Source organism: Paraclostridium benzoelyticum (genome assembly GCF_001006285.1).
In the GTDB taxonomy this organism is placed as follows: domain Bacteria; phylum Bacillota; class Clostridia; order Peptostreptococcales; family Peptostreptococcaceae; genus Paraclostridium; species Paraclostridium benzoelyticum.
The window spans coordinates 1-8,332 of record NZ_LBBT01000131.1 but is presented as its reverse complement, the minus strand read 5'-3'; the positions used below and the strand labels follow the sequence as shown (position 1 = coordinate 8,332).

The following is an 8,332-nucleotide window of genomic DNA, read 5'->3' as shown; positions in this document are numbered from 1 at the left end:
TCATATAAAATGATATAATTTTTATGTAATACTAAAAAGTTTAGCTTAGGAGATTTACATTATGAAAAATGAAATTAAAAATAACCATAATTCTATTGAATATGGTTGGAATGAATCTTTGATTTTAGACAAGATTCAAGAGCTTTTAGATATTCAAAGTATAGATGAGTTAGAACTCGATGAAAATACAATTGAAAATTTAAAAAATAAATTAATCCAAAATGTTTCTTTTGAAGAAATAAATCAATCTGGTTATATAATTGCTAAAAATGTGAGAGAACTAAGTGCACTTCCACAAGAAGGAGTAAAGGATTACATTTTACGATTAAAAAACTATTTAAATAATTCTACTCTAAATTGCATTAAAGCTGATTTTCAAGGAATTGAATTTGAAATTTATAAAAACTCTTCTATGGATGATGTTTTTAAAGAATATTATTCAAAATATGATGAATCTTATGGTATATCTCAAATGCTTTCAGATTTAGGATTAAAATAAATAATTCTTATTAAAAAATGTAACTTAGAAAAAATAAATCCTATAGGTAACTTTTATAGTCTACTCTATAGGATTTATTTTTATGGTTATTTAATTTTAATTTGCATAAATTTAATCTATAAATAAATATGCTAAATTACTATTTGCATATCCACGTACACTTGTGTTTCCCGAGCTAATATAATAAAAATTAGCTTGACTAAAGTTATAAATCGGATCAAACGAATCATCTATAAGTTTTGCCTTAAATCTTATTATACATTCTTGTTCAGGATACATAGTTCCTAAATATATTCCACAGAATATATTTTCATCCATCGCTATACATCCATTTATACTCATACTACATGGTACATATTGTAAACTTGAAGGTAAAAAATTTGAAACTATAACATTTTGCAAAGTATTACTTCCTATATTTTTTGCTTTTATTTCAAATATTACTTGGTCGCATAGCTTTGCAGAAGTTGGGAATATAAATTGAGTTAATATAAGTTGAAGATCCTCAACAGAAAGAGTCTTATCTGACATTGCATTTATATTTACTATGGATACTGGATCTCCTATAACAGGTAAAAATTCCATAGTGACTATACTAGTGTTTCTATAATCTATAATTGAACCTATACCTTTAACTGTTATAGAAACTATTTTATTTTTTCCACTTAGAATTGGTCCTAAACTTATTCCATCTACTAAGTCCCCACTTATAATATTTCCATCTACTTTTATTTCTGTGACTTTTAGTTGAGGTGGAAATACAGTAGTAAATAAAGTAGACAAAGAATCTAGTTTACCACTATTTGATATTTCAATGTTATAAATAGCAATTTCTCCTATTTGTATTAAAGTAGTACTAACATTATTAACTACAGATACTTCTGGATTGATAACCATTACCTGAATGCTAACTTCCACAGTAATTGATGCTGAAACAATTACCCTAGATTTAGCTTCTTTTATAACATTGCTAATTTCTTTTTTAGTAAAAATTGCAGAATTATTATAGTCATAAGTTGCAGTTATTTCAGTTGATATTATTCCATTTGGGGGAACACTAATTATTTTAACATCAAAGTTTATCACTGTTGTTTCACCAATATTTAAACTTCCTATATTTACACCATCTACTATATTTCCAGTCGTTGGATTTCCATTTATCTCTAAATTATTCATATACTGCAAATTTTGATTTAGCGAATCTGTTACAGTAATGTTATCTAAAAATATTTTCCCATTATTTGTTACATTAATAGTGTAGGTTAAAATTTCACCTACAACTGCAGTAGTTTTGTTTACTTCAGCAGTGATAGCTAAACTTGTTATTGTAGATCTAATAGAAACTTCATTAGAGTATTCTATTTTATTAGTTATTATTCTTCCATATAGTGGTATATAGTCAAATGTTACGCTTACTATATTATTAATTTCTATTTCAACTGTAGCAACTACTCTGCATTTATATGCTACAACCTTAGTTTGGCCTATATTAACTGAATCTATTTGAATTCCAGTTTCTGGAGAAATACCTACAGGTTGTTCAATTCCATCTATAGTGACACTTCCATCTATAAAAGTTAGCTCAGATGGGATTTCATCTTTTACAACTGAATTTAATACATCTACATTTCCTATGTTTGATATATTAATAGTATAAGTTACAATGTCATTTTCTCTTACAATTGACTTATCACTTGATAGTACTACACTTATATCATAAGTTCTAGTAAAAACCGCTTGTAAAGTAAGTAGTGCCCATATAGTTGACATCATTTGTTCTCTTTGATAAAAATCGTTAGGGTTTGCCTTGAATGAACCATCTGAATTTTGTTGTTCTAATAAAACATTTGTAACGTCATTAGCATAATCTATTTCTTCAAACGGAGATATTGTCTGATCAATTTTATCAAATCCATATCCTGTTAATCCACTCATAAGCGCATATGTTGCTTGATAATTAGCAACAGGGCTTGAATTCCACCCTGGATTTAAAAAATAAGCTGGCTCATACCAATTATTAGCTATATAGTCTGTTGCTAACAAAACACTACTATCTATTTGAGGACGATTTAAAAAATTCATTTCTAATAATAAATTTCCTGTTTTTAAAATATCTAAATCTTCTTGTGGGTTACTATATCCAGAACCGCCATTATTATTTTGTATATAATCAACCCAATCACTAAACTTATCAACGGTGTTAACATCTACTTGTAAGTTAAATTTATATAAAGGATTTGTAGCAAGTAACAATCCTAATCCAACATATCCTGATACATAATTATTAGCTATGTCATCATAATTATTTATACTATATCCCCATCCGCCATTGAACTCCTGTGAGTATTCTAAATAATTAATCATATATTGGCCTACAGTCTTATAATACAGTCCTTTTATAAAATCAGATCCATTATTTATTATTTGATCTGGAGATTGACTTGCACATATAGCAGCTAACACAACACCTGTTGTATAGTTTATATTACCTTCTTCTTCATAATAAATACCATGATTATTTTGCTTTGCATTTAAAAACAAATACTCCAATGCACCAACTAAATTATTGTAGTATTTATAAGACATATCTAATGGGTAAATACCCTGGCTTATTGCGTATTGTTCTATTTCTAATACTACTAAAGCAGTATTTAAAATTGGATACGAAGTACCAAAAGACTTATCTTGATTTTGATTTAGTACAACCCATTCCAACCCTAGGTCTATCCTCTGTCTTACTAAGTTTTGATCAATCATATTATTGTATCACTCCTATAAAATGTCGTATTTACATAAAAAATGTCATACAATATACAATTACTTTATGACTTTGAATTTAATCTTGTTGCATAATAAAAATCATGTGTTTAATTGATAATAACCATATATTGTTTTATTAATTTATCTAAGTCAAAATTACTATCGCAATATGACTTTCCCCAATCAGATATTTCTTTGTATTTGCCTGGGTTTTCTAACAAATATCTTATACTACTTTCAATGCTTAATTTTTCAATTTTATGGTTAAATCCATGATCTCCAAAATAAGTATCTAAGATTTCATTATAATTTTCAAAACTAAATATTCCTAAATAATCTTTTATCCCAGTACAAATTATTGGTTTTGAAAAATTTAATGCTTCAATTGCAACTCTTCCAGTTCCAACTACAATATCACTTATTCCATAATAAGCATTTATATTGTAAATGTTGCCTATTGTTATTATTTTATTTTTTCTGTATTCACAATTTATTTGGTTTGCATAAAAATCAATTGATTTTTTCTTTACTCCATTTCCTACTATCACTATATATATATTATCTTTAAGTAAGTTTTTAGATTGATGTATGAAATTTTCAGCCAATCTTCCTTTACTAATACTAAGTCTACTACAATACAAAATTACCTTAGCATTTATAGGAATCCCAAGTTTACATTTTAAATTATTATTTTGAACTATTTCAGAATCTTTTTTTATTTTAATTCCATTATAAATTAGCGATATTTTATCTATTCTACTTTCAGAGATACTCTCAGATACTAATTTTTTTACCGGTTTACTAACCACGATTACATGCTTTGACTTCTCACATACATATGATAGCAGTTCTTTAGGGTAGTAAAGTCCATGAATTGTTATTATATAAGGCGTATTTGTTACATCATATAACTTTCTCGCAAGAAGCATACTTTCGATGCTATGACAATGTATTAAATCTATTTCATATAAGTTTACGAGTTTTTTTAATCTTTCAATTCTATATACATATTCACCTTGGTCTATCACTTTAAAAATAAATTTACTTTTATACTGACTACTAATTTCATTTTCATTTAAAGTTGCAATTATAGTCTTAACATTAATTTTATTTAAAGCCTCACACAGTGTAAGTACATGAGTTTCTGTACCTCCAATACTAAACTGATCTAGTAGCATAAGTATGTTCATAAAACCACCTTTTTTTATATTTAAGTATCAATTTTTTCAAAATAATATACTATATAGTATATTGTCTAATTAAGTTAATGTTCGATATTATTTCAATAGACTACTAAGGAGGTTTATTTCTATGAAATTCAGTAGAATTGATGGATTAGTTAGTATAGTCATATCAAACTATAATAATGAAAACTATATATTAGAATGCTTAAATTCTATACTTAATCAATCTTATGAAAATATAGAAATTATTATTGTTGATGATAAGTCAACAGATAATAGTGTATCAAAAATCAAAAATTGGATAAGAAAAAATAAAAATTCTTTTAAAAATGATAATTATATAAAATTAATAGAACTCCCTAAAAATGTAGGTTTCTCCGGTGCCGTGACATATGGACTTTTTTTAGCTCAAGGTGAATATATAGCAATGCACGATGGAGATGATAAATCTCATAAAGACAGAATAAAAAAACAAGTCAATTTTTTAAATAAACATAAAGAAATAAATGCTGTTGGTACTAACTATGCAACTTTTAATAATGATGACCCTACCCCTGTGTCTGAACCAACAGGTATAGAATTTGGAGTAGATAATATAAAAGACGTATACTCAGCTGGTCTTAACTGTGTTTGTCATGGTTCTTTATTGATTAAGGGTAGCGTATTTGATAGTATTGGTGGTCTTTCTAGAAAACTTGAAGGCGCGGAAGACTATGAATTTATCACAAAATTATTGCCATTTGGAATAGATAATATAAATGAAGAACTATATTATTATAGATTACATGAAAAGCAACGTTCAAAAGTATATTATGATATAAATAAAATTGCTATAGATGAAAAAGATTTAAAAGTTTTAATGGTTTTAGATAGTCTAAACATAGGTGGAACAGAAACTCATGTATACAGTCTTATTAAGGAGTTTTTAAGCAGAGGTGTAAAAGTTTGTTTATTAGCAGACCATGGACCTTATTCATCTGAATTCCTAAAATTAGGATGCACTATTTATAATATGGATTTCCCTCTTTATGTAATAAAAGATTTAGAAACTGAAAGTAGATATAAAAATAAAATAAAGCAGATAATTTTAGCTGAAAATATAAATATAATTCATGCTCACCAGTCACCTTCTGGAGCATTATGTATAGATATAGGCAAGGAACTTGAAATACCATGTATCTTTACTGTTCATGGACTTTACTATTACGATATTTTATATGATAGACTTAATTTATCTGACTCTATAATAAGTGTTAGTCAACCTACTTATGATTGGCTGCTTGAATATAATGTCCAGTCAACTGTAATTCCAAATTCTATAGATTTTGATGATTATGTTTCTAAGTCTCCTAACCTATCCATAAAAGAAGAACTTGGTATTGATAAAGATGCATTTACTATAGTTTATTGCTCTAGAATTGCTTGGAGTAAAACAAGGGTTGCTGAAAATTTATTAAGGGTTTGTCGTGACCTAGTACGTATTGAAAATCTAAATCTACATCTAATTATAGTTGGTGATGGTCCCGATTTTAACCAATTGGTTGGTATTGCAAATAGAACCAATGCTTTATTAGGAAAAAAATGTATACACCTAGTTGGTGGTAAAACAAATGTGGTTGATTATTATCTTAATGCTGATTGTATAGTAGGAACAGGTCGTGTGGCAATTGAAGCTTTTGCTTGTAAAAAGCCTGTTATTGCATCTGGTAATAATGGTTATTTCGGTATACTTAGCAATGATAACATTGAAAGTGCATGGAGAGTTTATTTTGGTGACCATAAATCTATAAAATCTAATAATGCTTCATTCCTATATAACGATATTAAGTATGTATATGAAAATAAAGATGGCCTTTCTCAATATGCTGAATCTTGCTATGAATGGGCTAGAAATTTCTTCGATATAAAATCTAATACAGATAGATTGATACGTGTTTATATGAATTCACTTAAAAACTTTCATTAAAATGGAGCTGGTTAAATAAAAAAATTATTATATATTGGATGGCTTGGACAAAACAACATAGGTGATGAACTTATGTGGGATATATTCTTAGATTTATGTGAAAAACATGGAGTCTCTGAAAAATATAAAATAGTAAACAATTTTGAAGATAGTGATTTAAATAATTTGCCGACCTATGATGTTGTTGTATTAGGAGGTGGATCACTTTTACTTCCAGGATATATAGAAATACTTTACAGAAGTTTTCAATCTGGTTCTAAAATATTCATTTGGGGAAGTGGGTATGATTGGGCAGAAAAAGATTATATAGTATCTCTAATGGAAGAAAACACTCCTGCATATTTATTCCCTGACGATAGTGAAATTATTTTACAAGAAGTAATTCCAAACTGTGAATTTGTAGGTGTTAGAGGCCCTTTAACTTATAATTTAATAGAAAAGTCATTTGTAGATATTAGTAAATTAATAATTTCTGGTGATCCAGGATTTGCTTTACAAGAAAAACCTCTAGTAGATTATATGCCTATAACCACATTAGATCCATCAGATAAAATTGTTGCTGTAAACTGGGGTTCTAGTCTAAATAAAATTTATGGTAATGATGAAGAAAGCGTATCTGGTGAACTTGCGAAAGTATGCAATTATTTAATAGATAGAGGATATAAAGTTTATCTATATATAATGTGGGAACAAGATTTAAAACCATTTTTAGATTTTTATAAAAAAATTAAACCTAGTGACAATTTAATTGTTGATACAAATATATATAGTGGTGGGCAGTTAATGAGTTTGTTAAAAAGATGTGAATTTTCTATAAACTTTAAACTTCATGGAAATATCACATCTGCCGTTGCAAATACGCCTTTTATTTGCTTAGGATATAGATTTAAGTGCTTTGACTTCGTAAAATCTATTGATTGCGATAAACTTATTGTACCTACAGATTCAAAAAAATTGTATGAAGATATTATTGATTGTATAAATTATATAAATAATAACTACGATGATATAAAAAATACTATTAAACATAATATTGACTCCTATAAAGAAAAAATAGAAACCCCTTTTAGAGAAAACTTATTCTAAATTAAAATAGCAAAGTTTAAAAATTTTAAACTTTGCTATTTTTTAATTTTATTTCAAATCAAAATTTTTTAAAATTTCTTCTTTTTCATCTCTAAAAATTTCTATAGTTTTTATATGTGGATAATCAAGAACCATTTTAAAACTATTGCTTACATTTTTTTCATGTACGATAACTAGATAACAATGGGTATCTATAACTTCATGAGTTAAGTTTGCAGCTCCCCAATGGTCTGGTTCTGTGTTATGTCTAAATCCAAAATAAAAGTCATCTACAGTATATACTAAAGCGTAAAACGATGGCGAACCATGCTCCATCGATGCTAATCTATCCCCTTCTATTTCATACATATATCCCTTTTGGCATAATATACATTCTAATTCTTCATAATATGGAGTTTTATACAATATATCAATATACTCTTTACTAAACATATTATCACTATCAATTCTTATATGATACATGTAATCATATCCTTGTATTAAGCTATATATAGTTTCATCTCCATCAGACGTAAAAATTACGTTATCTGGTAATTTATCATATTTTGATAATGCATTAAATACTAGTTCTTCAGTTTCTTTTGTGTATCTCATTATACATTTAAAGTTTTGATTAGTTTGATTTTCTAAACTTCGTAAAGTATATTTATTAAAAATTTCAATTCTATATTCAATCCATTCTTTAGTTTGAGATAATTTTTTAGAATCATTATATACATCTTTAAACCCTGGCCAGAATGGATTTTCAGGTACATTAAATGGTATATCTATAACCATAATAATTTTATTTTCCATATCAAGTTACCTCTTTCATATTATATAAATATATAAAACTAA

6 protein-coding genes are annotated in these 8,332 nt (G+C 27.0%); 3 read left to right on the top strand and 3 right to left on the bottom strand.

Annotated elements, in window-relative coordinates; genetic code table 11:
- The first annotated feature begins 61 nt into the window (after nt 1–61).
- A complete protein-coding gene (locus VN21_RS05610; RefSeq protein ID WP_046822440.1) occupies nt 62–499 on the top strand; it encodes a hypothetical protein in 438 nt (145 codons plus the stop codon).
- A gap of 111 nt (nt 500–610) precedes the next feature.
- Here VN21_RS05610 and VN21_RS05605 read toward each other — a convergent pair whose 3' ends face one another.
- A complete protein-coding gene (locus tag VN21_RS05605; RefSeq protein ID WP_046822439.1) occupies nt 611–3,256 on the bottom strand; it encodes a DUF11 domain-containing protein in 2,646 nt (881 codons plus the stop codon).
- Nucleotides 3,257–3,366: 110 nt separating this feature from the next.
- A complete protein-coding gene (locus VN21_RS05600; protein ID WP_046822438.1) occupies nt 3,367–4,449 on the bottom strand; it encodes a glycosyltransferase in 1,083 nt (360 codons plus the stop codon).
- A 121-nt stretch (nt 4,450–4,570) separates the two neighbouring features.
- On the opposite strand from VN21_RS05600, the gene VN21_RS05595 reads away from it, so the two are divergent.
- Together VN21_RS05595 and VN21_RS05590 are read left to right on the top strand one after the other, a co-directional pair.
- Complete coding sequence (locus VN21_RS05595; protein WP_046822437.1) at nt 4,571–6,409, top strand: glycosyltransferase; 1,839 nt, start codon at nt 4,571–4,573, stop codon at nt 6,407–6,409.
- A 15-nt stretch (nt 6,410–6,424) separates the two neighbouring features.
- Entirely contained in the window at nt 6,425–7,495 is a 1,071-nt protein-coding gene (locus VN21_RS05590) for a polysaccharide pyruvyl transferase family protein (protein ID WP_332840847.1), read from the top strand.
- Nucleotides 7,496–7,543: 48 nt separating this feature from the next.
- On the opposite strand, the gene VN21_RS05585 is transcribed toward VN21_RS05590, so the two are convergent.
- Nucleotides 7,544–8,290 (bottom strand): glycosyltransferase, encoded by a 747-nt coding sequence (locus tag VN21_RS05585; protein ID WP_046822436.1) that lies wholly within the window; start codon nt 8,288–8,290, stop codon nt 7,544–7,546.
- Nucleotides 8,291–8,332 lie beyond the last annotated feature (42 nt).

Coding starts and splice junctions, on each gene's coding strand:
- VN21_RS05585 (WP_046822436.1), bottom strand. CDS start 8,290: ATGGAAAATAAAATTATTATGGTTATAGATATACCATTTAATGTACCT.
- VN21_RS05605 (WP_046822439.1), bottom strand. CDS start 3,256: ATGATTGATCAAAACTTAGTAAGACAGAGGATAGACCTAGGGTTGGAA.
- VN21_RS05610 (WP_046822440.1), top strand. CDS start 62: ATGAAAAATGAAATTAAAAATAACCATAATTCTATTGAATATGGTTGG.
- VN21_RS05595 (WP_046822437.1), top strand. CDS start 4,571: ATGAAATTCAGTAGAATTGATGGATTAGTTAGTATAGTCATATCAAAC.
- VN21_RS05600 (WP_046822438.1), bottom strand. CDS start 4,449: ATGAACATACTTATGCTACTAGATCAGTTTAGTATTGGAGGTACAGAA.